Annotated in this window: 25 protein-coding genes, 1 other RNA gene and 1 pseudogene; 16 read left to right on the plus strand and 11 right to left on the minus strand. The window is 67.2% G+C overall.

What is annotated here, in order from left to right; all coding sequences use genetic code 11:
• The first annotated feature begins 61 nt into the window (after window positions 1-61).
• Entirely contained in the window at window positions 62-499 is a 438-nt protein-coding gene (locus ACJH71_RS08275) for a hypothetical protein (RefSeq protein ID WP_406757530.1), read from the plus strand.
• Window positions 500-598: 99 nt separating this feature from the next.
• Here ACJH71_RS08275 and ACJH71_RS08280 read toward each other — a convergent pair whose 3' ends face one another.
• The 9 genes from ACJH71_RS08280 to prfB form a co-directional block, all read right to left on the minus strand.
• Window positions 599-1,384 carry an SDR family NAD(P)-dependent oxidoreductase gene (locus tag ACJH71_RS08280; protein WP_406757633.1) on the minus strand — a complete coding sequence of 262 codons (786 nt, stop codon included), beginning with the start codon at window positions 1,382-1,384 and terminating at the stop codon, window positions 599-601.
• Window positions 1,385-1,667: 283 nt separating this feature from the next.
• Window positions 1,668-2,055: a transfer-messenger RNA gene (gene ssrA, locus ACJH71_RS08285) on the minus strand.
• A gap of 99 nt (window positions 2,056-2,154) precedes the next feature.
• Window positions 2,155-3,000 carry an EamA family transporter gene (locus ACJH71_RS08290; protein WP_406757531.1) on the minus strand — a complete coding sequence of 282 codons (846 nt, stop codon included), beginning with the start codon at window positions 2,998-3,000 and terminating at the stop codon, window positions 2,155-2,157.
• Entirely contained in the window at window positions 2,997-3,497 is a 501-nt protein-coding gene (smpB, locus tag ACJH71_RS08295; protein WP_024442487.1) for an SsrA-binding protein SmpB, read from the minus strand. The genes ACJH71_RS08290 and smpB overlap by 4 nt, the downstream gene beginning before the upstream one ends.
• Window positions 3,498-3,499: 2 nt before the next feature.
• Window positions 3,500-4,393 carry a permease-like cell division protein FtsX gene (ftsX, locus tag ACJH71_RS08300; RefSeq protein WP_406757532.1) on the minus strand — a complete coding sequence of 298 codons (894 nt, stop codon included), beginning with the start codon at window positions 4,391-4,393 and terminating at the stop codon, window positions 3,500-3,502.
• A 1-nt stretch (window position 4,394) separates the two neighbouring features.
• Window positions 4,395-5,084, minus strand: coding sequence for a cell division ATP-binding protein FtsE (ftsE, locus tag ACJH71_RS08305; protein ID WP_046284564.1), 690 nt, complete (start codon window positions 5,082-5,084; stop codon window positions 4,395-4,397).
• 13 nt (window positions 5,085-5,097) lie between these two features.
• A complete protein-coding gene (locus tag ACJH71_RS08310) occupies window positions 5,098-5,634 on the minus strand; it encodes a hypothetical protein (protein ID WP_406757634.1) in 537 nt (178 codons plus the stop codon).
• Between the two features lie 8 nt (window positions 5,635-5,642).
• The gene (locus ACJH71_RS08315) at window positions 5,643-6,545 is read right to left on the minus strand and encodes a mechanosensitive ion channel family protein (RefSeq protein WP_406757533.1); all 903 of its coding nucleotides are present in this window, start codon (window positions 6,543-6,545) and stop codon (window positions 5,643-5,645) included.
• A 4-nt stretch (window positions 6,546-6,549) separates the two neighbouring features.
• Window positions 6,550-7,665, minus strand: a complete 1,116-nt coding sequence (prfB, locus tag ACJH71_RS08320; protein WP_406757534.1) for a peptide chain release factor 2 — start codon at window positions 7,663-7,665, stop codon at window positions 6,550-6,552.
• Window positions 7,666-7,761: 96 nt separating this feature from the next.
• Between prfB and ACJH71_RS08325 the strand changes: the two are divergent.
• Window positions 7,762-9,132: pseudogene (locus ACJH71_RS08325) on the plus strand (FAD-dependent oxidoreductase); the annotation flags it as partial.
• Window positions 9,133-9,218: 86 nt separating this feature from the next.
• On the opposite strand, the gene ACJH71_RS08330 reads toward ACJH71_RS08325, so the two are convergent.
• Entirely contained in the window at window positions 9,219-9,554 is a 336-nt protein-coding gene (locus tag ACJH71_RS08330; protein ID WP_406757535.1) for a hypothetical protein, read from the minus strand.
• 23 nt (window positions 9,555-9,577) lie between these two features.
• Between ACJH71_RS08330 and hisN the strand changes: the two genes are divergently transcribed.
• From hisN to ACJH71_RS08345, 3 genes are all read left to right on the plus strand, one after another.
• Window positions 9,578-10,378, plus strand: coding sequence for a histidinol-phosphatase (gene hisN / locus ACJH71_RS08335; RefSeq protein WP_406757536.1), 801 nt, complete (start codon window positions 9,578-9,580; stop codon window positions 10,376-10,378).
• Between the two features lie 111 nt (window positions 10,379-10,489).
• Window positions 10,490-11,893: an acyl-CoA dehydrogenase family protein gene (locus tag ACJH71_RS08340; RefSeq protein ID WP_406757537.1), complete on the plus strand. Its 1,404-nt coding sequence runs from the start codon at window positions 10,490-10,492 to the stop codon at window positions 11,891-11,893.
• 48 nt (window positions 11,894-11,941) lie between these two features.
• Window positions 11,942-13,150 carry an acyl-CoA dehydrogenase family protein gene (locus ACJH71_RS08345; protein ID WP_406757538.1) on the plus strand — a complete coding sequence of 403 codons (1,209 nt, stop codon included), beginning with the start codon at window positions 11,942-11,944 and terminating at the stop codon, window positions 13,148-13,150.
• 4 nt (window positions 13,151-13,154) lie between these two features.
• Here the strand turns inward: ACJH71_RS08345 and ACJH71_RS08350 are convergent, their stop codons facing one another.
• Window positions 13,155-13,754 (minus strand): TetR/AcrR family transcriptional regulator, encoded by a 600-nt coding sequence (locus ACJH71_RS08350; protein ID WP_406757539.1) that lies wholly within the window; start codon window positions 13,752-13,754, stop codon window positions 13,155-13,157.
• 75 nt (window positions 13,755-13,829) lie between these two features.
• On the opposite strand from ACJH71_RS08350, the gene ACJH71_RS08355 reads away from it, so the two are divergent.
• The 11 genes from ACJH71_RS08355 (at window position 13,830) to ACJH71_RS08405 (ending at window position 23,336) form a co-directional block, all read left to right on the plus strand.
• Entirely contained in the window at window positions 13,830-14,612 is a 783-nt protein-coding gene (locus ACJH71_RS08355) for a crotonase/enoyl-CoA hydratase family protein (RefSeq protein ID WP_406757540.1), read from the plus strand.
• Between the two features lie 92 nt (window positions 14,613-14,704).
• A complete protein-coding gene (locus ACJH71_RS08360; protein ID WP_406757541.1) occupies window positions 14,705-15,811 on the plus strand; it encodes a homogentisate 1,2-dioxygenase in 1,107 nt (368 codons plus the stop codon).
• The gene (locus ACJH71_RS08365; RefSeq protein ID WP_406757542.1) at window positions 15,808-16,992 is read left to right on the plus strand and encodes an alpha/beta hydrolase family protein; all 1,185 of its coding nucleotides are present in this window, start codon (window positions 15,808-15,810) and stop codon (window positions 16,990-16,992) included. The genes ACJH71_RS08360 and ACJH71_RS08365 overlap by 4 nt, the downstream gene beginning before the upstream one ends.
• Window positions 16,989-18,194: a CaiB/BaiF CoA transferase family protein gene (locus ACJH71_RS08370; RefSeq protein ID WP_406757543.1), complete on the plus strand. Its 1,206-nt coding sequence runs from the start codon at window positions 16,989-16,991 to the stop codon at window positions 18,192-18,194. Before ACJH71_RS08365 ends, ACJH71_RS08370 begins: the two co-directional genes overlap by 4 nt.
• Complete coding sequence (locus tag ACJH71_RS08375) at window positions 18,191-19,096, plus strand: hydroxymethylglutaryl-CoA lyase (protein WP_406757544.1); 906 nt, start codon at window positions 18,191-18,193, stop codon at window positions 19,094-19,096. Before ACJH71_RS08370 ends, ACJH71_RS08375 begins: the two co-directional genes overlap by 4 nt.
• Before the next feature lie 8 nt (window positions 19,097-19,104).
• A complete protein-coding gene (locus tag ACJH71_RS08380) occupies window positions 19,105-19,719 on the plus strand; it encodes a TetR/AcrR family transcriptional regulator (protein WP_406757545.1) in 615 nt (204 codons plus the stop codon).
• A 24-nt stretch (window positions 19,720-19,743) separates the two neighbouring features.
• Complete coding sequence (locus ACJH71_RS08385) at window positions 19,744-20,985, plus strand: acyl-CoA dehydrogenase family protein (protein WP_406757546.1); 1,242 nt, start codon at window positions 19,744-19,746, stop codon at window positions 20,983-20,985.
• On the plus strand, window positions 20,982-21,959 hold the full coding sequence (locus ACJH71_RS08390; RefSeq protein WP_406757547.1) for a phosphotransferase family protein: 978 nt from the start codon (window positions 20,982-20,984) through the stop codon (window positions 21,957-21,959). Before ACJH71_RS08385 ends, ACJH71_RS08390 begins: the two co-directional genes overlap by 4 nt.
• Window positions 21,956-22,306 (plus strand): DUF6285 domain-containing protein, encoded by a 351-nt coding sequence (locus ACJH71_RS08395; RefSeq protein ID WP_406757548.1) that lies wholly within the window; start codon window positions 21,956-21,958, stop codon window positions 22,304-22,306. The genes ACJH71_RS08390 and ACJH71_RS08395 overlap by 4 nt, the downstream gene beginning before the upstream one ends.
• A gap of 87 nt (window positions 22,307-22,393) precedes the next feature.
• On the plus strand, window positions 22,394-22,795 hold the full coding sequence (locus ACJH71_RS08400; protein WP_406757549.1) for a hypothetical protein: 402 nt from the start codon (window positions 22,394-22,396) through the stop codon (window positions 22,793-22,795).
• Between the two features lie 163 nt (window positions 22,796-22,958).
• Window positions 22,959-23,336 (plus strand): NADH-quinone oxidoreductase subunit A, encoded by a 378-nt coding sequence (locus ACJH71_RS08405; protein ID WP_406757550.1) that lies wholly within the window; start codon window positions 22,959-22,961, stop codon window positions 23,334-23,336.
• Window positions 23,337-23,351: the final 15 nt, after the last annotated feature.

The following is a 23,351-nucleotide window of genomic DNA, read 5'->3' on the forward strand; positions in this document are numbered from 1 at the left end:
CGGTGCGAAGTCGCCTACTGTCCGAAATCAGCGGATGGTCATGCAGGGACTGGAGAGGCCGATGACTGATTGGGTAGGGACGCGTTCTCGCCGAAGGGCTGGGCGCTTCGGCGTCACCGCTGCCAAAGCCGTCTCGGCCGGGGCCGCCGCGGGCATCGTCCTCGCCTGTGCACCGATGTCCTGGGCCGACCCGGAGCCCTCAACCCAGCAGGAGCCGGCCGAGAACCAGGAACAGCAGGACGAACAGCAGCAAAAGGGGTTCTCGCCGCCGCGCCCGGATGCCCCCGACAACAACCCGCCGAACAACAACCCGCCGAACAACCCGCCCAATAACCCCACCAACAACGACGCCTCCAAAAAGGGCGACCTGGCGGACAAGAACTGCTGGATGTACAGCACCGGCCCCGAATGGTTCGCGCCCGGTGCCATGCCCAGGCCGGGGCTTCCCGGGGAGAAGGTCTGGCCCTGCTACTACGTGGCGGGGCTGACGCCGCACTAGGGGTTCACCATCCAGGGCAACGGACGCCGCCGGTTGGACCGCCGGTCTCCGCTCATGTGGATGCTCCGTGTTCTATCGGTGGAACCAGCGGGGAGGGCGCTATTGGGCGAGGTATCCCCCGTCGACGGGCAACACGGCGCCGGTGATGAAGGAGGCATCGTCGGAAGCGAGGAAGACGATGGCGCTGGCGACTTCGGCCGGTTCGCCGATGCGGCCCATCGGGTGCATGCGTTCGACCGCCGCCAAATACGCTGAGCCACCCGGCTCCTCCGGGAACCGCTTGACCCGTTCGGTGCGAATCGTCCCGGGGGCAACGGCGTTGACTCTGATTCCCCGGTCGGCCCACTCGACCGCCAAGTGCTTGGTCAAACCGCTGGCGATGAACTTGGCGGGCCCGTAGGCCGCCTGCCGCTTCTGCCCGGCCAGTCCCGAGATCGACGAGAGGCACACGATCGCGCCACCTCCGGTCGGCAGCATTGCCTCGATTGCGAATTTGCACGTGAGGAACATGCCGCGGCCATCGATGGCCATCACGTTGTCCCAATCGGTGGCGGTCACCTCTTGCGCATCGCCGAGCGGGATGATGCCGGCGTTGGCGACCAACACATCGAGCCGTCCGAAGCGGTCGACCGCCGCGCCGATCATTCGCTGCGCGTCATTCTGGACCGAGACGTCGCCGACGACTGTCTCGACCTGCACCCCGGCTTGCCGCAGTTCCTGGGCGAGCTCCAGCAACGGCTCGCCTTGAATGTCAGTCACGACCAGACGCGCACCTTCACGTGCGAAGAGCACGGCAGTGGCCCGACCGATGCCAAAGGCCGCCCCGGTGATTACAGCCGACTTTCCCAGGAGGCGTCCTCGTCCTTCGGTTACGCCGTCCGTCATCTGCGCATCATCTCGGTCAACACTGTCCCTAATTCCTTGTGCGCCGCGCTTTTCAACGCGACAGGTAGCCACTCGACTTCGCGTGAGCGCAGGGAGATGTGGAGCGCTGGGTCACATCGCGATCGAGGCCCCGCCACAGGGCGGGACGCGAACAGGATAAGTCCGAGCGGATGATCTCCCGGTGCAATGGCCACTGTGATGGAGGAAGCGAGGGCCAGGACCCCGGTTGAGGTGAGCCGAAACGGAGTCGGGCCAGGACTTTTCGTCCTGGCCCGTTCCCGTTCGGTGGAGCTGCCGGGAATCGAACCCGGGTCCTACGGCATTCCCTCAAGACTTCTCCGTGCGCAGTTCGCTATGTCTCTACTTGGATCTCCCAGTCACGCGAACAAGCCGAGATGACGATCCCAGTCGCTGTTGGTGTCCCGATACATCCCGCGACCGGACGTATCGGTGGATCCCTCTAGTCGATGCCAGGGTCCGGGCCGAGGGATCTCCCGGTCTGACAGGCCCGCCTCGCTTAGGCAGCGAGGGCGAAGTCGCTCTGAAGAGCGACCTTAGCCGGCGTAAGTGCCTTGGCGCTTACTTGTTTACAGCGACGCTTACGGTGGTCTCCTGCCTGCACCGGCACGCTTCCCTTGATTCGACACACGCAGTCGAAACCTTTCAGCCCCCTGTCTTGGGTATTTGCCCACCGACCGTCGGCGGACACTTCATGGTACGCGGTTTACAACGACGAACCGATGCCCGTTCATTCCATCGGCGCCGCACCGTCACCGGGCGGTGATCATCGCCACCGCCACCGCCGCCAGCACCATGCCGAGCACCTGTCCGCGGTGCACCCGCTCGCGTAACACCACAATGGCCAGCACCACCGTCACCGCCGGGAACAGCGAGATCAGCACGCTGGCCAGCGACAGGTCCGAGCCGCGCAGCGCGAGCAGCATCGCGACATTGGCCGCGGTATCCGACAGCCCCGCCACCAGCGCCAGCTTCAACGGCCGGCCGGTGGGCAGGTGCAATTCACGCGCCCCGGTCGCCGCGGTGAACACCAGCAGCGCGGCGGCCACCCGCGCGAACGCCAACGGCCACAGCCCGGAGTCCGCCGGCGCCTCGTGAATGAACACGAAGTCCAATCCGAACGCCACGCCGGCTCCCACGGTCAGCCAGGCCACCTTGCGGGTGAAGCGGTGCGGCCGGATGTCTTCGTCGGTGGCCTGCCGGCTCACCAGGACCACCGCCAACAGCGCCAGCACGATCCCGCCGTCGGCTACCAGCCCGGGCCGCTCCCCCTGGATTAAGCCGGCCCCCACCGGAACCCCGGCCGTCAGCACCGCCGAAATCGGAGACACCACCGAGATGGGCCCGGCACCCAACGCGGCGTAGAACCACCAGCCGCCCAACCCCAGCGCGACACCGGAGGCCAGGCCCCAGCCGATCGCGCCCAGGGGAATCGGTCCACCCACCGCAATGGCGAACGTGCCCAGCAACACCAGCGCCACCGGGTAGGAGACCAGCACCACCCGCAGTGCGGGTACGCGGCGCGCGGCGAGGCCACCGGCGAAATCGCTGACCCCGAACCCGGCCGCTGACAGCAGCGCCAGGACGGCGCCGGTCACATGCCCTTGGCGCGCCGACCCAGCGCCCGGGTGACTTCGCGTTGTGCGTCGCGCTTGGCGAGGTCCTGACGCTTGTCGTGGGCCTGCTTACCGCGCGCCAGCGCCAATTCGACCTTCACCTTGCCCTCGGTGAAGTACACCGACAGCGGCACCAGGGTGAGATTGCCGTCGCGGATCTTGCCGATCAGCATGTCGATCTGGCGTCGATGCAACAGCAGCTTGCGGGTGCGTCGCGGTTCGTGGTTGGTCCAGGTGCCGTGGTGGTACTCCGGAATGTGCATGTTGCGCAGCCACACTTCGCCGTCGTCGACGGTGGCGAACGCATCGACCAGTGAGGCCTGCCCGGCTCGCAGGCTTTTCACCTCGGTGCCGACCAGCGACACCCCCGCCTCGTACACGTCCAGAATCGAGTAGTTGTGGCGTGCTTTGCGATTCGACGCAACGATCTGTTTGTCCGGCTTCTTCTTGCTGCCCTTGTCCGCCGCTTTCTTAGCCATCGCTACCGCCGCACATACAGCCGAAGCGTCACGTATGCGGTGGCTCCGGCCATCGCCGCGCCCAGCAGCAGCAGGATCGGCGAGATGTAGAGGATGTCGGCATAGTCGATCCGCGCGATCAGATGTGCTTGATAGAACTGGCTGAGCGCGTTGTCGAGGAACAGCGCCCGCACCACCAAAAGCCCGATGATCGCGATGATCACCCCCACCGTCGCGGCCAGCACCGCCTCCACCAGGAACGGCAGCTGGGTATACCAGCGACTGGCGCCCACCAGACGCATGATGGAGACCTCGGTGCGGCGCGTGTAGGCGGCGACCTGAACCATGTTGGCGATCAACAGCACCGCCCCCACCGCCTGCACGAGGGCGACCGCGAACGCAGCACTGCTCAGTCCGTCGAGCACGGCGAACAGCCGGTCGATGAGCTTCTTCTGGTTGAGCACGCTGAGCACGCCCGGCTGGCTCTGCATCGCGGCGTCGAAATCCTTGCTCTGCTCCGGATTCTCCAGCTTGACGATGAACGAGGCCGGGAACGAGTCCTTACTCGCCACATCCTTGAATTCCGGGAACTTGCGGATGGCGTCGGCATACGCGTCGTCGGAGTTGAGGTAGCGCACCGACTTCACGTCGTTGCGTGTTTCGATCTGCTCCCGCAGCGCCTTGCATCCCTGCCCCTCGCAGTTCGGGTCATCGGCGGCGACGTCGGGGTCCAAGAACACCTGCGATTCCACCCGGTCCAGGTAGATGCTGCGGGACTGGTCGGCCAGGCGCACCACCAGCAGGCCACCGCCGAACAGACCGATCGAGATGGCCGTGGTGAGGATCATCGCCACCGTCATGGTGACGTTGCGACGCAGGCCGGTCAGGACCTCGTTGAACAGGAATCCAAAGCGCACGTCAGCGATCCATTCCGTAAACGCCGCGCTGTTCGTCGCGCACCAACCGTCCCAGTGACAGCTCGACGACGCGCTGGCGCATCGAGTCGACGATGTGGTGGTCGTGGGTCGCCATCAGCACCGTGGTTCCCGTGCGGTTGATCCGCTCCAGCAGGTCCATGATGTCCTCACTTGTCTCCGGGTCGAGGTTTCCGGTCGGCTCGTCGGCCAGCAGCACCAGGGGCCGGTTGACGAAGGCCCGGGCGATCGCCACCCGCTGTTGCTCACCTCCGGACAGCTCGCCGGGCAGCCGGTTGGCTTTGCCGGACAACCCGACCATCTCCAGAACCTCGGGGACAACCCGATTGATCATCTCCGGCTTCTTGCCGATGACCTCGAGGGCGAACGCGACGTTTTCGAACACGGTCTTCTGCTGCAGCAGCCGGAAGTCCTGGAACACGCAGCCCAGCACCTGCCGCAGGCTGGGGATGTGGCGGCCGGCCAGCTTGTTGACGTGGAACTTCGACACCTGAATGTCGCCCGAGGTGGGTGTCTCCTCGGCCAGCAGCAGCCGCATGAAGGTCGATTTGCCCGAGCCCGACGGGCCGATCAGGAAGACGAACTCGCCCTTGTCGATCTTGACGTTGACATTGTCGAGCGCCGGGCGGGCCGACGATTTGTACTGCTTGGTGACATGGTCGAGCGTGATCATCACGGCACGCAGTTTAGCCGTGCGAGACGCCCGGACCGGGCGGGGACGCGGGTGTAGGCGGCCCCGGTACGGGCTGGCGGGCATCCGGCGGCGCCGCAGCGGGCGCCTCGGGCGCTGGTGGGATCGGTCCGGGTTCCTCCGGCGGAGCCGGGGCCGGCGGTGGGCACAGCGGCGGACAGAACGGGAATCCCGGCACCGGTGTCGGCGCCGGCGGTTCGCCGGGCGGCGGCTCGGTCGGGGCGGGGGGCTCGGTCGTGGTGGGTGTGGGTGTGACGGTCTCGGTGATGGTCACCGGCGGTTGTTGCAGCTTGGTGCGCGGCACCCAGGTATAGGCCGGGTCGGGGATGAAGCCCGGCGGTACCACCTGCGGGGCGGGTGGCGGCGTCGGCTCTTCCCGGTAGGTGTCATAGACCCACCACACCGCGGCGAAGGCGATGATCAGCGCCACCGTGGAGGTGCGGACCCGGCCGCCGAACAGATGCTCCGGCCACTTCCATCGCTTGCCGTCTGCCGCCTCCGGCTGCTCCGGGGTGTCGGCGGGCTTTCTGATGCTGAGCCTCACAGTGTCTCCACCGGCTTCACATCACCGGCGGTGACGACGCCGGCCGACGCCAGGGCCCGCACCACTTGGATGCGCAGCCGCCGTCCCACCTCGAATTGCTTCCCGGGGAGGGTACGGGCCACCATCCGCAGGTTGACGACGCCGAGTTCGATGCTCTCCACCCCCATGATCGACGGCTGGTCCAGCAGCAGATCCCGCAGCGGGGCGTCGGCCTCGCGGGCGTTCTCACAGACCTGATGCAGCACCTCGTTGACCCGAGTCAGGTCGGCACTGGTGGGTACCGGGATGTCGACAACGGCGCGCGCCCAGTCCTTGGACAGGTTCAGCGACCGCACGATGTTGCCGTTCGGGACGTTGTAGACCTCGCCGTTGGGGGTGCGCAGCTTCGTCACCCGCAGCGTGACCTCTTCGACGGTCCCGAGCGCTTCGGTCGGCGCTCCCGCCATGGACAGCTGCACCAGATCGCCGAAGCCGTACTGCTTTTCGGTGATGATGAAGAAGCCGCTCAGCAGGTCCTGCACCAGCTTCTGGGCGCCGAAACCGATCGCGCCACCCAACACCGCAGCCGGCCCCACCAGAGAGCCGACCGGAATATCGAGGATGCTGGTGATCTGGACGGCGACCATCACGCACAACAGCACCACCGACACCCAGGAGATCACCGAGGCGACCGCCTGGCGGTGCTTGGAGGCCTCCGAACGCACCAGCGCGTCGCTGGCTGCAAAGCCGCGTTCCAGCCGGCGGGTGACGCGGCGCGCCGCCCAGGTGATGAACCGCGACGCCAGCACCGCCCCGATCAGCAGCAGGACGATCCGCAAGCCTTTGGTGATGACCCACTCGCCGATCTGACCGCGCCACAGCTCATGCCAGCGTTGTCCCGGGGCGAAGGCCAAGACCATGCGCTCAGTCGCCTTCAGGCCTGTTGCGCCAGCGGATTCCGGCCTCCAGGAATCCGTCGATGTCACCGTCGAGCACCGCGGCCGGGTTGCCGACCTCGAACTCGGTCCGCAGGTCCTTGACCATCTGGTACGGGTGCAGCACATAGGAGCGCATCTGGTTGCCCCACGAGCTGCCGCCGTCGCCCTTGAGCGCGTCCATTTCGGCGCGCTCCTCAGATCGCTTGCGTTCCATCAGCTTCGCCTGCAGCACGCGCATCGCCGAAACCTTGTTCTGCAACTGCGATTTTTCGTTCTGACAGGTGACGACGATCCCGGTGGGGATGTGGGTGAGCCGCACCGCCGAGTCGGTGGTGTTGACCGACTGTCCGCCGGGCCCGCTGGAGCGGTAGACGTCGACTCGGACGTCGCCCTCGGGGATGTCGATGTGGTCGGTGGTCTCCACCACCGGCAGCACCTCGACCTCGGCGAACGACGTCTGCCGGCGCCCCTGGTTGTCGAACGGGCTGATCCGTACCAGCCGGTGGGTGCCCTGCTCCACCGAAAGGGTGCCGTAGGCGAAGGGCGCGTGCACCGCGAAGGTGGCGCTCTTGATCCCGGCCTCTTCGGCGTAGGAGGTGTCGAACACCTCGACGCCGTACTTGTGCTGCTCGGCCCAGCGGATGTACATCCGCATCAGCATCTCGGCCCAGTCCGCAGCGTCCACGCCGCCCGCACCGGAGCGGATCGTGACCAGCGCTTCGCGCTCGTCGTACTCACCCGAGAGCAGGGTGCGCACTTCCATGGTCTCGACGTCGGTTCGCAGCGACGCGAGTTCGGCGTCGGCTTCGGCCAGGGCATCGGCAGCGGCCGCGCCCTCTTCCTCGGCCGCCATCTCGTAGAGCACCGGCAGGTCATCGAGGCGGCGCCGCAGTTCCTCCACGCGGCGCAACTCCCCCTGCGCGTGCGACAACTCACTGGTGACGCGTTGGGCCCGGGCCTGGTCGTCCCACAGATTCGGGTCGGACGCCTCGTGCTCGAGTTTGTCGATACGGCTGCGCAGTCCGTCGACGTCAACCACCCGCTCCACCGTGGTCAAGGTGGTGTCGAGGGCGTCGATGTCAGGCTGGCGGTCTGGTTCCACGTTTATCGAGGTTACCGGCGGCCACTGGCGTGCGACCTCTAGCATCGGGGTTACGCGGGTGCATGAACGACTTCCGACAGGAAAGAAGGTTCGAGGATGCGGCCCTACCACGTCGCGATCGTCGGCTCCGGTCCCTCCGGCTACTTTGCTGCGGCATCGCTGCTCAAGCTGGCTGCCGGCGGCGAGGTCGACGTGCGCGTCGACATGCTGGAGATGCTGCCGACGCCGTGGGGCCTGGTGCGCTCGGGAGTGGCGCCGGATCATCCGAAGATCAAGTCGATCAGTGCACAGTTCGAGAAGACCGCGGCCGATCCTCGATTCCGGTTCTACGGCAACGTCACCGTCGGCGAGCACGTGACGCCCGAGGAACTGGCCGAGCGCTACGACGCGGTGATCTACGCGATCGGCGCGCAGTCGAATCGGCAACTGGGCATTCCCGGGGAGGACCTAGCCGGCAGCGTGGCCGCGGTGGACTTCGTCGGCTGGTACAACGCCCATCCGCACTTCGTCGACCACGCACCCGACCTGACCTGCAAGCGCGCCATCGTGGTCGGTAACGGCAACGTGGCCCTGGATGTGGCCCGCATCCTGGTCAGCCAGCCCGACGAACTGCGCCGCACCGACATCGCCGACCACGCCCTGGACCTGCTGGGTCCGCGCGGCATCGAAGAGGTGGTGATCGTCGGTCGGCGCGGCCCGCTACAGGCCACGTTCACCAGCCCGGAGCTCCGCGAACTCGGCGATCTCAAGGGCCTCGACGATGTCGACGTGGTGATCGACGCCGCTGAGTTCGCCGGCATCACCGACGACGACATCGAGGCGGCCGCCAAACATCCCAAGCAGAACGTCAAGGTGCTGCGCACCTATGTCGGACGCGAACTGCGCCCGGGCCATCGCCGAATCGTGTTCCGGTTCTGCACCTCTCCGATCGAAATTCGCGGCGACGGCCGGGTCGAGGAAATCGTGCTGGGGCGCAACGAGCTGACGACCGACGAGCAGGGCTGGGTCAGCGCGCACGACACCGGTGAACGCGAGGTGCTGCCGGCTCAGCTGGTGGTGCGCTCGGTCGGTTATCGCGGCGTACCGATGCCCGGACTGCCGTTCGACGAACGCAGCTGCACCATTCCGCACACCGACGGGCGCATCGAAGGCACCAGCAATCAGTACGTGGTCGGGTGGATCAAGCGTGGCCCGTCGGGGGTGATCGGTTCCAACAAGAGCGACTCGCAGGCCACCGTCGACACGCTCGCCGCGGATCTGGCCGCCCGGGCAGCGCAAACCGGTCTTCCCGACGTGGACGCCGACTACGAAGCCCAACTGCACCGGTGGCTGCTGTCTCGCCAACCGGACCTGATCACCGCCGAGCACTGGCAGCTGATCGACGCCCACGAGCGGTCCACCGGTGAGCCGCATGGCCGACCCCGGGTCAAGCTGGCCAATGTCGCCGAGATGTTGCGAATCGCGCATGGGCCGGGCGCGAACGAGTCCTGCCCCGACTGTGATGACGCGGGCCTGACGTCCTACCCCGTGCCGTTACCGGAATCGCAGTCGCACTAAGCGGGACCGTCAGTCCCCGGTGCAGCGGTCCGACTCCAATTGTCCGGATTGCGCGGTGAATACCGCACCGGTAGCAGGTCACCCACGCTCGGCCAGTTGCTGACGTCGACCGCGAACCGCTGATAGACCTCGTGCTCATCCACGGTCGGACCATGCAGGACGCCGGTGATGGTGACGTATTGCGCGCCGGTCGCCTCGGGCCGCGGACTGACGCCGGTGACCAGGACGGTGCCCTCTTGGGCTCCCCCGCCCGGCCCCGGCCGGAGGAACCGCGGCGCCAGGAACACCGCGAGAATGGCCAGTAGCAACAGCAGTGCCCCGAACTCCCACATGCGGTCATGGTAGGACTTTCGCCATGGCGCAGATCAACAACAATCTCGACGAAGACCGCACGCTGGCCCTGGCTCTGGCCGACCGGGCGGACGAAATCACGCTGGCGCGGTTCGGTGCGCTCGACCTGCGGGTGGACACCAAGCCCGACCTGACCCCGGTGACCGACGCCGACCAGGCGGTCGAAACCGCACTGCGCGAGGTGCTGGTCGCCGAGCGTGCCGACGACCAGATCCTCGGCGAGGAGTTCGGTGGCACCGCCACCTTCACTGGGCGCCAGTGGATCATCGACCCGATCGACGGCACCAAGAACTTCGTGCGCGGGGTGCCGGTGTGGGCCACCCTGATCGCGTTGCTCGAGGACGGCGTGCCGATCCTCGGCGTGGTCAGTGCCCCGGCGTTGCACCGACGCTGGTGGGCGACCCGCGGCCAGGGCGCGTTCGGGTCGGTCGCCGGCGCGCCGGCCCGACCGCTGTCGGTGTCCTCGGTGGCCGAGGTGGGCTCCTCCAGCCTGACGTTCGCCGGGCTGAACTACTGGGCGGCGCGCGGGCTGCGGGAGCAATTCCTGGGGCTGACCGAGGCGGTGTGGCGGGCACGCTCCTACGGCGATTTCTGGGCGTACTGCTTGGTGGCCGAGGGCGCAGTGGATGCAGCCATCGAGCCGGCCGTGTCGGTATGGGATCTGGCCGCCGTCGACATCCTCGTGCGCGAAGCGGGCGGGGTGTTCACCGACCTGTCCGGCAACCCGGGCCCGCACGGCAACTGCGCCGTGGCCGCCAACCCCGCCCTGCACCAGCAGGTGCTGGCCGCTTTGACCCCGGAGTAGGCGGGCATCCGGCAGCGGCCGGTTGAGGACTTCGTCACACCTTACTTCTGAGTTAACTTACTTCGGAGTAAGGTGACCTCATCGATACCTTCCATCGAGTGAGGCTCTGACATGACTGATATCGCCCCCGCCACCAACGGCTCGAAGGCCCGGTTGAACAGCCGCGCCAGCGGCGTCGGGTCGACTCCGCACAAGCGCAGCCCGATGGCGGCCGCACTGTCGCTGGTCACGCCACTGGTCAGCCAGGACTTTCTGGACCGCTACCGCCTGCGGCAGCCGCTCAACAAGGGGCTGAACTACGGCGTCAAGACGGTGTTCTCCGTCGCCGGAGCCTCCACCCGCCAGTTCAAGAAGGTCCAGGGCCTGGGCAAGGCCCCGGCGCGGCTCAGCGCCCCCGCCCGCAGCAAAGGTAGCGACTACTTCGACCTGACCCCCGATGATGACCAGCAGATGATCATCGACACGGTCGAGGAGTTCGCGGCCGAGCTGCTGCGCCCGGCCGCCCACGACGCCGACGAAGCCCTCGACTACCCGCGCGAGCTGCTCGGCAAGGCCGCCGAGTTGGGCATCACCGCGATCAACATCCCGGAGGACTACGACGGGATCGCCGCACACCGTTCCGCGGTCACCAACGTGCTGGTCGCCGAGGCGCTGGGCTACGGCGACATGGGCCTGGCGCTGCCGATCCTGGCCCCCGGCGGGGTGGCTTCGGCGTTGACCCACTGGGGCAGCGCCGACCAGCAGGCCACCTACCTGCCCGAGTTCGCCGGCGAGAAGGTCCCCCAGGCCTGCGTCGCGATCGTCGAGCCGCAGCCGTTGTTCGACCCGACCAACCTCAAGACGACCGCGGTGCGCACCCCCAGCGGCTACCGGCTCGACGGCGTGAAGTCGTTGGTGGTGGCCGCCGCCGACGCTGAGCTGTTCATCGTGGCCGCCCAGCTCAACGGCAAGCCCGCGCTGTTCATCGTCGAGTCTTCGACGCCGGGCCTGACGGTGAAGGCCGACCCCAGCATGGGTCTGCGCGCCGCCGGCCTGGGCCAGCTCGAGCTGAACCAGGTGTCGGTGCCCCTGAGCGCCCGCCTCGGCGAGGAAGCCGCGACCGATTCCGACTACTCGCAGGCCATCGCGCTGTCCCGGCTGGGCTGGGCCGCGCTGGCGGTCGGCACCAGCCACGCGGTGCTCGACCACGTGATGCCCTACATCAAGGAGCGCGAGGCGTTCGGAGAGCCGATCGCCAACCGCCAGTCGGTGGCGTTCATGTGCGCGAACATCGCCATCGAGCTCGACGGGCTGCGGCTGCTGACCTGGCGCGGCGCGTCGCGTTGCGAGCAGGGACTGCCTTTCATCCGGGAGGCCGCCCTCGCCAAGCGGATCGCGACCGACAAGGGCATGCAGATCGGTCTGGACGGGGTGCAGCTGCTCGGCGGCCACGGCTACACCAAGGAACACCCGGTCGAGCGCTGGTACCGCGATCTGCGGGCACTCGGCGTCGCCGAAGGCGTCCTCGTCATCTAGTCATCCGAGCTACCAAGCCAACTCCGCTGCGAACACGAAAGTCTGATCATGGCAATCAATCTGGAACTGCCCCGTAAGCTCCACGAGGTCATCGAGATGACCCATGCCGGGGCCGCCGAACTGCTGCGCCCCATCTCGCGCAAGTACGACGCACGCGAGCACGCCTACCCGGTCGAGCTGGACACCCTGGAAACCCTGTTCGACGGGGTCTCCGGGGCCGGCGGTAGCGCGATGGCCGGCGCCGAGGCCTTCCGCGATGCCGGCGAGCAGACCGGCAACCGCAACGCGTCCAACATGGCGGCAATGCTGCAGGTGCTCGAGATGAGCTGGGGCGATGTGGCTTTGATGCTGTCGGTGCCCTACCAGGGCCTTGGCAATGCGGCCATCTCCGGCGTGGCCACCGACGAACAGCTCGCTCGGCTGGGCAAGGTGTGGGCCGCAATGGCCATCACCGAGCCGAGCTTCGGCTCCGACTCGGCGGCGGTGACGACGACGGCCACCCTCGACGGCGACGAGTACGTGATCAACGGCGAGAAGATCTTCGTCACCGCCGGTTCGCGATGCACCCACATCGTGGTGTGGGCGACGCTGGACAAGGCTCTGGGGCGGGCGGCGATCAAGTCGTTCGTGGTGCCGCGCGAGCACCCCGGCGTCATCGTCGAGCGCCTGGAGCACAAGCTCGGCATCAAGGCCTCCGACACCGCGGTGATCCGGTTCGACAATGCCCGCATCCCCAAGGACAACCTGCTGGGCAGCCCGGAGATCAACACCGAGAAGAGCTTCTCCGGAGTCATGGAGACCTTCGACAACACCCGGCCGATCGTGGCCGCCATGGCGGTCGGAGTCGCGCGCGCCGCACTCGAAGAGCTGCGCAAGATGCTCACCGCTGCCGGCATCGAGATCTCCTATGACAAGCCGGCACACGCCCAGAGCGCACCGGCCGCGGAATTCCTGCGGATGGAGGCTGACTGGGAGTCGGCGAACCTGCTGACCCTGCGTTCGGCGTGGCAGGCCGACAACAGCATCCCCAACTCCAAAGAGGCGTCGATGGGCAAGGCCAAGGCCGGCCGAGTCGCCAGCGACATCACCCTCAAGGCCGTCGAAATGGCCGGCACCTTGGGCTACTCCGAGCAGATGCTGCTGGAGAAGTGGAGCCGCGACTCGAAGATCCTCGACATCTTCGAGGGCACCCAGCAGATCCAGCTGCTGGTGGTAGCCCGCCGGCTGCTGGGCCTGTCGTCGGCCGAGCTGAAGTAGCGCCCTACGCCGGCGGTTGGATCAGCGGACCGAAGCTGGCGCTGACGGCCTCAAGCGCCCGGGTGTCGCGTGCAGACAGCGCGATGACGAACGCGCCCTGGATGAGTGCCAGCACGCTGTGCGACAGCTCGTCGGCGGAACGGTCGTCACGCACATCCCCACATTGCTGGCCGGCCCGCATCAACTCGGCCAGAGCGCGATGCCAGCCGGCCAGCGCGGCATCGAGGCAGTCGCGAAACGGTTCGGAGTCAGCCGCCAGTTCGGTGGAGAATTTCCCGGCCAGACAAGCCCGCTGGAAGTCCGACCGCACGAACGCCTGAGTGAGTTCGGCGAAGTAGGCGGTGAGTTTGTCAGTGGTACTGAGGGTTTCGTCGTCGGACCACTTGGCCAGGGCGTCCAGCTGCATGTGCATATAGCGGTCCAGCACGGCCAGGCCGAACGCATCCTTGGACCCGAAGTGGTGGTAGAACGAGCCCTTCGGCACCCCGGATGCGGCCAAGATGGCGTCGACAGTGGTGCCGTGAAACCCGGACGCATAAAACGACCTCATGCCCTGGCGAAGCAGTCGCTCCTTGTGGGTCAGCGCTTTTGCCGGAGCTGCCATCGATCCTCCATTCTTGACGATCTGGTCTAGACGATTTAGTCTAGCCGATACGCCCGGCTTCCAGGGAGGACACCAGTGAGCTACGAACATCTGACCGTCCGCCGCGACGGCCATGTGCAGATCATCGGCCTCAATCGGCCCGACAAACGCAACGCGTTCCACTCCGCCATGCTGCGCGAACTAGCCGCCGCCTACGGGGATTTCGACGCCGACGACAGCCTGCGCGCCGCCGTGCTCTACGGCGAAGGGCCGATGTTCACCGCCGGGCTGGATCTCGCCAGTGTGGCCGGCGACATCGCCAACAACGTCTCGCACGTTCCCGATGGCGGTATCAATCCGTGGCAGGTCGACGGCAGGCAGCTGTCCAAACCGGTCGTCACCGCCGTACACGGCAAGGTGCTGACGCTGGGCATCGAGCTGATGCTCGCCGGCGACATCGCCATCGCCGCCGAGTCGGCCACCTTCGCGCAACTGGAAATCGCCCGCGGCATTTACCCCTTCGGCGGCGCAACCATCCGATTCCCGCGGGCGGCCGGCTGGGGCAACGCCATGCGGTGGATCCTGACGGCCGACACCTTCGACGCCCACGAAGCCCATCGCATCGGGATCGTGCAAGAGGTGGTGCCCGACGGCGAGCAGCTGGCCCGCGCCATCGAGATCGCCCAGACCATCGCGCGGCAGGCGCCGCTGGGCGTGCAGGCCACCCTGCGCAGCGCCCGTCAGGCGGTGCGTGATGGCGACACCGCGTCCGAGGCCGACCTGGTGCCCACCGTGCAGAAACTGTTCGCCAGTGAGGACGCCGCCATCGGGGTACAGGCGTTCCTGAGCCGCAACACCGCGGAATTCGTCGGCCGCTGAGTTCGCGGAGGCTCTTGCCCACGACTGAAACAAAAAGTAACGTCACTTTTAGTTTTGGTCCGATATTCGCATGAGCTCCCCGGGAGTCGCCGATGGAATCCTTCGTCCACCTGCGCAAAGGCACCACACCGCGCCGCCTGCACGCCGATCTCGACGGCCTCAAGGACGACGAACTGGGCCGCGGCGGCTTCACCGGTCGCACCGCGAACCTGTACCGGCGCAACGACCCCACCGCTTACCGCGCCGAAGGTCCGCTGCGGCCCGTCGACGTGCTGGCCGCACTCCTACAGCCGAGCGACGCCACCGACGCCGCCGGCGAGCCGCTGCTGCTGTTCAGCAACGCCGACTGCCGCATCCGGCTGTCCCGACGCAACGCGGAGATGCCGTTTCACGTCCGCTACGTCGACGGCGACCTGCTCTGCTTCGTACATGCCGGATCCGGCCGACTGGAGACCGAATTCGGCCCGCTGGACTACCGCCAGGGCGACTGGCTGTATCTGCCCAAGGCGACCACCTGGCGCCAGCTCCCCGCGGCCGAGACGACGCTGCTGATCATCGAGGCCACCGACGAGTTCCGGGTTCCCCCGCCCGGACCGCTGGGCCGGCACTTCCCGTTCGACCCTTCCCTGATCGTCATCCCGGACCCGGCCCCCTTCGACCCAGATCCGTTCGGGGACGGGCGCGAGAGCTACGAGGTCCGGCTGATCCATGACGGCGGACCGACAACGCTTCACTACCAAAACAATCCGATCGACGTCGAGGGCTGGCGCGGCGACAACTTCGCCTTTTCATTCAACATCGCCGACTACAACGTGGTGACGTCTGACAGCGTGCACCTGCCGCCGACGGTGCATCTGTTCATGCAGGCCACCGGGGTGTATGTGATGAATTTCCTGCCCAAGCCCGCCGAAGGGGTGGCCGGAACCGAACGGACTCCGTGGTATCACCGCAACGTCGACTACGACGAGATCGCCTTCTTCCACGGCGGTTCCCTCTACGGCATTCCAATGCCGCCCGGCCTGATCAGCCACGCCCCGCAAGGCGTACATCACGGCGCGCCGGAAAAGGCCCGCGAGCGGGCGCGCCGCAAATTCGACGACTATGCGCGGGTGGACTGGCAGGTCACCGCCATCGACACCCGACGCCGTCTCACCCCCTCCCCCGAAGTTCTCGCCGCCGACCTAGGACAGCACGCATGACCACCAAACACGACTACGATCGAATCCCCTACCTGATTGCCTACCAGAACAATTCGGGTGTCCGCGACGTCTACGGCGGGGTCGCCGAGCTGGTGGTGCTGGAGAGTTACCTGCTGCGGCCCAAGGCCACGCCGAGCGACACCGTGCTGGTGTTCATGCACCCGATCGGCGGCGGCGCGTACCTGCCGATGGTCAATGCCCTGGCCCGCGCCGGGCACCACGTCATCTACTGCAACAGCCGATTCCGCGGCACCGACTCGGCGCTGCTGATGGAGAAGGTGGTCGAAGACCTCGGCCAGTGCATCGCCGACGCCAAGAACCGGCTCGGCTACGCCAAGGTGGTGCTGGCCGGATGGAGCGGCGGCGGCTCGCTGTCGCTGTTCTACCAACAGCAGGCGCAACATCCGACGGTGACCGCAAGCCCGTCCGGCGACGGTCCCGACCTGACCAAGCTGAACCTGATCCCGGCCGACGGCGTGATGCTGCTGGCCGCCCACATCAGCCGCCACGGCACGCTCACCGAGTGGCTGGACGCCTCGATCCTCGACGAGTCCGACCCGACCAAACGCGATCCGGAGCTGGACCTCTACAACCCGGACAACCCGAACCAGCCGCCCTACAGCGCGGAGTTCCTGGACCGCTACCGGGCCGCCCAGATCGAGCGGAATCGCCGTATCACCGCCTGGGTCAAGGCGAAGCTGGCCGAGTTCACCGCGGCCGGCCTACCCGATCGGGAGTTCGGGTTCGTCGTGCACGGCACCATGGCCGACCCGCGCTGGCTGGACCCGACGGTCGATCCCAACGAGCGCACCCCGGGCAGCTGCTATCTGGGCGAGCCGGAGGTGGTGAATATGAGCCCGGTCGGGCTGGCGCGGTTCTGCACGCTGCGCAGCTGGCTGTCCCAGTGGAGCTACGACGACGCCCACGGCGACGGGGTGGACTGTGGCAGCGACGTCACGGTGCCCACCCTGGTGATCGGCAACATGGCCGACGATGCATGCACACCCAGCCACACCCGCCGGCTCTTCGAGGCGATCGGCACCGGCGACAAGCAGATGCACGAAATCCCCGGAGCCAACCACTATTACGCCGGGCCGGATCAGCGCGATGCACTGCGACAGGCCGTAGCGATTATCAGTGATTGGCTGGCCCAGCATGATTTCGTAGGCTCGTCGGCATGACACCTACCGGCGCACTCGACGGCATCCGGGTTCTGGAGCTCGGCACGCTGATCTCCGGGCCGTTCGCCGGGCGACTGCTCGGCGACATGGGCGCCGAGGTCATCAAGATCGAGCTGCCCGGCAAACCCGACCCGCTGCGCACCTGGGGACAGGCCGAACTCGACGGGCACCACTTCTTCTGGACCGTGCATGCCCGTAACAAGAAGGCTGTCACCCTCGACCTGCGTACCGAGCGCGGTCGCGAGCTGTTCCTCGAGCTCATCGACAAGACCGACATCGTCGTGGAGAACTTCCGCCCTGGCACACTGGAGCGCTGGGGGCTGGGCTTTGACGTCCTGCGTCAACGCAATCAGGGAATCATCCTGGTGCGAGTGTCCGGCTACGGGCAGACCGGACCGGACGCCCACAAGGCCGGCTACGCCTCAGTCGCCGAGGCGGCCAGCGGGCTGCGGCACATGAACGGTTTTCCCGGCGGCCCGCCGCCACGGCTGGCCCTCTCGCTGGGTGACAGCCTCGCGGGCATGTTTGCCGCCCAAGGCGCCCTGGCCGCCCTCTACCGTCGCACGGTCACCGGTGAAGGCCAGGTGGTCGATGTCGCCCTCACCGAATCCTGCTTGGCGATCCAAGAATCCACCATCCCCGACTACGACGTCGGCGGTGTGGTGCGCGGGCCCTCGGGCACCCGGCTCGAAGGCATCGCCCCATCGAACATCTACCAGTCGGCCGACGGCAGTTGGGTGGTGATCGCCGCCAACCAGGACAGCGTGTTCTCCCGGCTGTGCCAGGCCATGGGCAGACCAGAGCTGACAACCGATACCCGGTTCGCCGATCACGGCGCGCGCGGTCGCAATCAGGACGAGCTGGACGCGATCATCGGCGAATGGGCCGCACAGCGGGCGCCGGATGCCATCATCGCGACGCTCAGCGATGCCGGGGTGATCTCCGGTCCCATCAACACCGTGGCCGAGGTCGTCAAGGACCCGCAACTGCGGGCGCGCGGCATGCTCGCCGAGCACTGGGACGAGGGCGCCGAGCGCACCGTGCTGGGGCCCGGGGTGATCCCGGTGCTCTCGGAGAGCCCGGGCACCATCCGCAACGCCGGATCGGCCCGGCCCGGCCAGCACAACGACGAGATCTACGCCGGCCTGCTCGGCAAGACCGGCGCGGAGTTGGCCACCCTACGCACCGAGGGGGTGCTGTGAGCACATTGCCCGGCCAGGTCACGATCCGCGAGGTCGCGCTGCGCGACGGCCTGCAGATCGAAGCGCCGATCCCGTTGAGCGCCAAGCTCGAACTGTTGGCAGCGATCGCCGCCACCGGAGTCCGCGAGGTCGAGGTGACCTCGTTCGTCTCCCCGACCAAGGTCCCGGCCCTCGCCGACGCGGCCGAACTCGCTGCCGAGCTGTGGCGCTACCCCGAACTGGAGTTCTCCGCTCTGGTCGCCAGCCCCGGCGGAGCCACCCGGGCGGTGGCCGCCGGGCTGAAATCCATCGAGTACGTGGTGTGTGCCTCGGATGCCTTCAGCACCGCCAACGTCGGCCGCCCCACTGCGCCGGCGGTCGCAGCGATCACCGACATCGCCGGCATCGCCCATGACGCCGGTGCATCACTCGAGGTCATCATCGCCACCGCGTGGGACTGCCCGTTCGACGGCCCGACCGAACCCGGGCGCGTCACCGACATCGCCGCCTCGGCAAGCGCTTTCGGGGTCGACCGCCTGGCCATCGCCGATACCATCGGCACGGCCACTCCCCGGCGAGTCACCGATCTGATCGCAGCGGTGCAGCCGATCATCGGCGATATTCCGCTGGGAGCGCATTTCCACAACACTCGCGGCTCCGGCCTGGCCTGCGCCTACGCGGCGGTTCAGGCGGGCATCACCCGGCTCGACGCCTCGGCCGGCGGATTGGGTGGCTGTCCGTTCGCCCCCGGCGCCACCGGCAACATCGCTACCGAGGACCTGGTCTACCTGCTCGGTGACTGCGGCATCGACACCGGTATCGATCTGGATGCGGCCATCGTCGCGGCCGGCGTGGCCAGCACGGTGGTCGGCCACGGGCTGCCCAGCGCCCTGCTGGCCGCCGGAGATCGGAAGCGGGTCTGAGCGCCTCGATGTCCACCCAGCGTGAGCTCAGTTCAAAGGGACGTCTGACCCGCGGGGCGATCGAGCAGGCTGCCCGAGAACTGTTTGCCGAGCGTGGATTTCATGGCACCACGCTGGCCGACATCACATCGGCGGCCGGAAGATCCACGGCAGTGCTGTACCGGTATTTCCGCGACAAGGAAGATCTGCTGGCCGCCTTGGCCGAATCGTTTCTCACCGAAGTGGTCGAGCCATCCGGACTCAAGATGCGGCTACCGGAGTCCCCGGAGGACACCGAGTTCTTCTCGTCGGTGGTCAGTGCCTATTGGGCCATGTTCACACCAAACATCGGTGTCATGATCGCGGTGGCACAGCTAGCCGCCACCAGCGAACGATTCGCCGCGCTGCAGAACGAGTTCCGCCGGTTCGGTATGGAGATCGTCGCCGCCTCGGTGCGGCGCGCACAACAGCAGGGCTATGGCCGCGAGCTCGACCCCGACCACATCGCGGCGGCCATCGCGCTGCTGTTCGAGAATTTCACCGTCGTGTTCGTCGGCCCGTCGGGGCCGGGATGGCGGATCAGTGACAGCGATGCCATCGAGACGCTGTCGACGATCTGGAGAAAGACCCTGTACGGCCGTTGACCCCTGCTAGCTGAAGGAACCGCCATGGATTTCACACTGCCCGAACACCTTCCCGGGGTTCTCGCCAAGATGGACGACTTCATCGAGCGCGAGATCGCACCGCTGCAGGCCGAGCACATGCAGTATTTCGACCACCGGCGCGAGTTCGCCCGCACCGACGTGGAACGCGGTGGCATTCCGCGACGCGAGTGGGAGGACCTGCTCGATGAGATGCGCCGCCGCGCTGATGCCGCCGGCTGGCTGCGCTACGGGTTGCCCGCCTCCCTGGGCGGCCGGGACGGAACCAACGTCGACATGGCGGTGATCCGGGAGCACCTGGCGCACAAGGGCCTCGGCCTGCACAACGATCTGCAGGACGAGTCGTCGATCGTCGGGAACTTCCCCCAGGTGATCATGATGGAGCGGTTCGGCACCGACTCCCAGCGCCGCGAGTTCTCCCAGGCCATGATCACCGGCGAGCGGTCGATGGCCTTCGGCTTGACCGAACCCGAGCACGGTTCGGATGCGACGTGGCTGGAAACCCGCGCCGAACTCGATGGCGACACCTGGGTGATCAACGGCGCCAAGCGGTTCAACACCGGAGTGCATCGGGCTACCCACGACCTGGTGTTCGCCCGCACGTCCGGCGAGGCGGGCTCGGCGCGCGGCATCACCGCGTTCCTGGTGCCCACCGATACCCCAGGATTCACCATCCCGTTCTACTGGTGGACCTTCAACATGCCCACCGACCACGGCGAGGTCGAGCTCCGCAACGTGCGGGTGCCCGCCGAGGCGGTGCTCGGCGAGGTCGACGGCGGGTTGGACGTGGCGCAGACCTTCCTGCACGAAAACCGGATCCGCCAGGCCGCATCCAGCCTGGGCGCCGCGCAGTACTGCATCGACCGCGCCGCCGAGTACGCCCAGCAACGCATCGTGTTCGGCAAGCCGCTGTCGGTCAACCAGGCGGTGCAGTGGCCGCTGGCCGAATTGCAGACCGAAGCCCAGATGGTGCGACTGTTGGTGAACTATGCGGCCTGGCACCTGGACCGCGACCACCATCTGGAGGTGTCCGACAAGGTGTCGATGGCCAACTACCGCGCCAACCGACTGGTGTGCGAAGCCGCCGACCGCGCCATCCAGATCCACGGCGGAATCGGCTATACCCGCCACGAGCAATTCGAGCACATCTACCGCCATCACCGCCGCTACCGGATCACCGAGGGCGCCGAGGAGATCCAGATCCGCCGGGTCGCGCAGCGCCTGTTCGGGTTCGACCGTCGGCGATGACCGCCGACCAGCTCCCCGACCGGCTGGCCGATGTGCTGGCGCCGGTGTTGGGCCCCGTCGCGGTAGAGGACCTGCGCGCGCTGACCGGCGGCGCCAGCCGGATCACCTGGGCTTTCGATGCCGTGACGGGCACACGCGAGCGCCGGTCGCTGATTCTGCGCACCGGGCCACTCGAGGAGCTCTACGCCAGCATGGAACTCGAAGCGCAGGCGCAGCGCGCCGCAGGCCAGGCCGGCGCTCCGGTTCCGAACGTGCTGGTGGCCGATAATTCCCCTGCAGCACTGGGGAATCCGTATTTGATCTGCGACCTGATCCACGGCGAGACGGTCGTTCGCCGCATCGAACGCCAACTCGATGACGCAGGACGCGAACAACTGCTGGGCCAGTGCGCGCAGGCGCTGAGCGCCATCCACCGGGCCGACCCGGGCGGCATCGCGCTGAGCACCGAAGACCAGCTGTCCGCATGCCGCGCCCAGCTCGATGCCATGCCCGATACCACCGCCGCCTTCGAGTGGGCGTTTCGGCGGCTGGCCGCCGATCGTCCACCGCCGGTGCCGACGCAGCTGGTCCACGGCGATTTCCGGATGGGCAACCTTATGGTCTCCGCCGAGGGCGACCTGGCGGCCGTGCTGGACTGGGAGCTGGTGCACCTCGGCGACGGCATCGAGGACCTGGCCTGGTTCTGCCTGCGAGCCTGGCGCTTCGGTGCGCCACGCGAGCGCGCCGCCGGTGGACTCGGCGATATCGACGCCCTGCTGGCCGCATATGAGCAAGCCAGCGGGCACCGCGTCGATCCGGACCGGTTCGACTGGTGGCTACTGCTGGGCACGCTGCGATGGGGCATCATCTGCCGCTACCAGGCGCAACGTCACCTGAGCGGCCAAACCCGTTCGGTGGAACTGGCGACCATCGGCCGGCGGGTCTCCGAATCCGAATGGGACGTACTGCGCCTGCTCGATGGAGTCCGGCCATGAGCGCCGGAGGCCGCCGCCCCACCGCGGCCGAACTCGTCGCCGCGGTCACCGAATTCCTGGACACCGCGCTGGTGCATCGCGACGGACAGGCCGCCACCGACGGCCAGGTCAGGTTCCACGCCCGGGTGGCGGCCAACGCACTGCGTATCGTCGAACGCGAGTTGCGCGACACCACCGGGGACGTCGTCACCGAGGCCTTGGCCGGGCTGGGTTTCGCCGACGAGGCAGAGCTGGCCGCCGCCATCCGGGCCGGTGACCTCGACGACCGGCCCGAGGCGCTCACCGCCTGCCTGTACACCCTGGTCGAGCATCGGTTGGCGATCGACCATCCCGGATACACCCAGTAGCCGCTAGATTTCCTGCGCGACAATCACTTCGACGGTGCTGTTCCAAACCCAATGTATCGGCAGTACCCGCGCAGTAGCATCTGGTCCGTGTCCGACTCCAATGCCGCGCTGCGAATCCTTGTCTACAGTGACGACGCCGCAACCCGTGCACGGGTTACGACCGCGTTGGGCAAGCAGCTACACCCGGACCTACCGGAGCTGAGTTATGTCGAGGTCGCAACCGAGCCGGTGGTGATCCGGCAAATGGATGCCGGTGGAATCGACCTGGCCATCCTGGACGGGGAGGCCGCTCCGGCCGGCGGAATGGGTATCTGCAAACAGCTCAAAGACGAGATCACCCCGTGCCCGCCCATCGTGGTGCTGACCGGCCGCGCCGACGACGTCTGGCTGGCGAAGTGGTCACACGCCGACGCCGCGGTAGCCCACCCGCTGGACCCGATGGAATTGAGCCGTGCGGTGCTGGGTCTGCTGCGCACGCCGGCGCCTTAGTTAGGGCAGCCTCAGAGACGAATTCCCCTGTCGCCGTTACCGCTACAGGTGATGCCCGTCACAGTTGTCGGCAATTTCGGATTCTTCCCAACCGCCCCGTGACGGCGGACTAGGCTGTGCCTGAAGTCACATCGGCGCCCGGAAGGGAACTACGTCACTGAGCATGAACCTCTACCTGCCGATCCTGGTCCTCGCCGCGCTAGCCGCCGGTTTCGCCGTGTTTTCCGTGGTCGCCACCGCACTGGTCGGCCCCTCCCGCTACAACCGGTCGAAACTAGAAGCCTACGAGTGCGGCATCGAACCCACAGACCAGCCGGTCAGCGGGCCGCACGCCCCGCCCGGACAGCGATTCCCGGTGAAGTACTACCTGACCGCGATGCTGTTCATCGTCTTCGACATCGAGATCGTATTTCTCTACCCCTGGGCAGTTGCCTTCGACGGGCTCGGAGTATTCGCCCTCATCGAAATGGTGCTGTTCGCCGTCATCGTGTTCGTCGCCTACGCCTACGTCTGGCGGCGCGGCGGCCTGAATTGGGATTGAGTGGGAGTAGGCGGG

Origin of the sequence: Mycobacterium sp. SMC-15 (assembly GCF_045310925.1) — a bacterium.
Lineage (GTDB): Bacteria > Actinomycetota > Actinomycetes > Mycobacteriales > Mycobacteriaceae > Mycobacterium.

Excerpts from the sequence above, each read along its gene's own strand:
- ACJH71_RS08275 (WP_406757530.1), top strand. The coding sequence starts at position 62 with ATGACTGATTGGGTAGGGACGCGTTCTCGCCGAAGGGCTGGGCGCTTC.
- ACJH71_RS08280 (WP_406757633.1), bottom strand. The coding sequence starts at position 1,384 with ATGACGGACGGCGTAACCGAAGGACGAGGACGCCTCCTGGGAAAGTCG.
- smpB (WP_024442487.1), bottom strand. The coding sequence starts at position 3,497 with ATGGCTAAGAAAGCGGCGGACAAGGGCAGCAAGAAGAAGCCGGACAAA.
- ftsE (WP_046284564.1), bottom strand. The coding sequence starts at position 5,084 with ATGATCACGCTCGACCATGTCACCAAGCAGTACAAATCGTCGGCCCGC.
- ACJH71_RS08315 (WP_406757533.1), bottom strand. The coding sequence starts at position 6,545 with ATGGTCTTGGCCTTCGCCCCGGGACAACGCTGGCATGAGCTGTGGCGC.
- ACJH71_RS08330 (WP_406757535.1), bottom strand. The coding sequence starts at position 9,554 with ATGTGGGAGTTCGGGGCACTGCTGTTGCTACTGGCCATTCTCGCGGTG.
- hisN (WP_406757536.1), top strand. The coding sequence starts at position 9,578 with ATGGCGCAGATCAACAACAATCTCGACGAAGACCGCACGCTGGCCCTG.
- ACJH71_RS08340 (WP_406757537.1), top strand. The coding sequence starts at position 10,490 with ATGACTGATATCGCCCCCGCCACCAACGGCTCGAAGGCCCGGTTGAAC.
- ACJH71_RS08345 (WP_406757538.1), top strand. The coding sequence starts at position 11,942 with ATGGCAATCAATCTGGAACTGCCCCGTAAGCTCCACGAGGTCATCGAG.
- ACJH71_RS08350 (WP_406757539.1), bottom strand. The coding sequence starts at position 13,754 with ATGGCAGCTCCGGCAAAAGCGCTGACCCACAAGGAGCGACTGCTTCGC.
- ACJH71_RS08360 (WP_406757541.1), top strand. The coding sequence starts at position 14,705 with ATGGAATCCTTCGTCCACCTGCGCAAAGGCACCACACCGCGCCGCCTG.
- ACJH71_RS08365 (WP_406757542.1), top strand. The coding sequence starts at position 15,808 with ATGACCACCAAACACGACTACGATCGAATCCCCTACCTGATTGCCTAC.
- ACJH71_RS08370 (WP_406757543.1), top strand. The coding sequence starts at position 16,989 with ATGACACCTACCGGCGCACTCGACGGCATCCGGGTTCTGGAGCTCGGC.
- ACJH71_RS08380 (WP_406757545.1), top strand. The coding sequence starts at position 19,105 with ATGTCCACCCAGCGTGAGCTCAGTTCAAAGGGACGTCTGACCCGCGGG.
- ACJH71_RS08385 (WP_406757546.1), top strand. The coding sequence starts at position 19,744 with ATGGATTTCACACTGCCCGAACACCTTCCCGGGGTTCTCGCCAAGATG.
- ACJH71_RS08390 (WP_406757547.1), top strand. The coding sequence starts at position 20,982 with ATGACCGCCGACCAGCTCCCCGACCGGCTGGCCGATGTGCTGGCGCCG.
- ACJH71_RS08395 (WP_406757548.1), top strand. The coding sequence starts at position 21,956 with ATGAGCGCCGGAGGCCGCCGCCCCACCGCGGCCGAACTCGTCGCCGCG.
- ACJH71_RS08405 (WP_406757550.1), top strand. The coding sequence starts at position 22,959 with ATGAACCTCTACCTGCCGATCCTGGTCCTCGCCGCGCTAGCCGCCGGT.